Consider the following 654-nt stretch of genomic DNA (forward strand, 5'->3'; position numbering starts at 1 on the left):
TTTTAGTTTGGTTAAGTTAGAAAGGGCGCACGGTGGATGCCTTGACACTAGGAGTCGATGAAGGACGGGACTAACGCCGATATGCTTCGGGGAGCTGTAAGTAAGCTTTGATCCGAAGATTTCCGAATGGGGAAACCCACTATACGTAATGGTATGGTATCCTTACCTGAATACATAGGGTATGGAAGACAGACCCAGGGAACTGAAACATCTAAGTACCTGGAGGAAGAGAAAGCAAATGCGATTTCCTGAGTAGCGGCGAGCGAAACGGAACATAGCCCAAACCAAGAGGCTTGCCTCTTGGGGTTGTAGGACATTCTATACGGAGTTACAAAGGAACGAGGTAGACGAAGCGACCTGGAAAGGTCCGTCGTAGAGGGTAACAACCCCGTAGTCGAAACTTCGTTCTCTCTTGAATGTATCCTGAGTACGGCGGAACACGTGAAATTCCGTCGGAATCTGGGAGGACCATCTCCCAAGGCTAAATACTCCCTAGTGATCGATAGTGAACCAGTACCGTGAGGGAAAGGTGAAAAGCACCCCGGAAGGGGAGTGAAAGAGATCCTGAAACCGTGTGCCTACAAATAGTCAGAGCCCGTTAATGGGTGATGGCGTGCCTTTTGTAGAATGAACCGGCGAGTTACGATCCCGTGC

Annotated in this window: 1 rRNA gene (only partly in view); it reads left to right on the top strand. The window is 49.5% G+C overall.

Annotated features, from left to right (window positions below):
- Positions 1-9 precede the first annotated feature (9 nt).
- Positions 10-654 (top strand): 23S ribosomal RNA (locus DOS87_RS29860) (it continues 1618 nt past the right edge of the window).

This window comes from Bacillus sp. CR71 (assembly GCF_003429245.1).
GTDB classification, from domain to species: Bacteria; Bacillota; Bacilli; order Bacillales; family Bacillaceae_G; genus Bacillus_A; species Bacillus_A thuringiensis_S.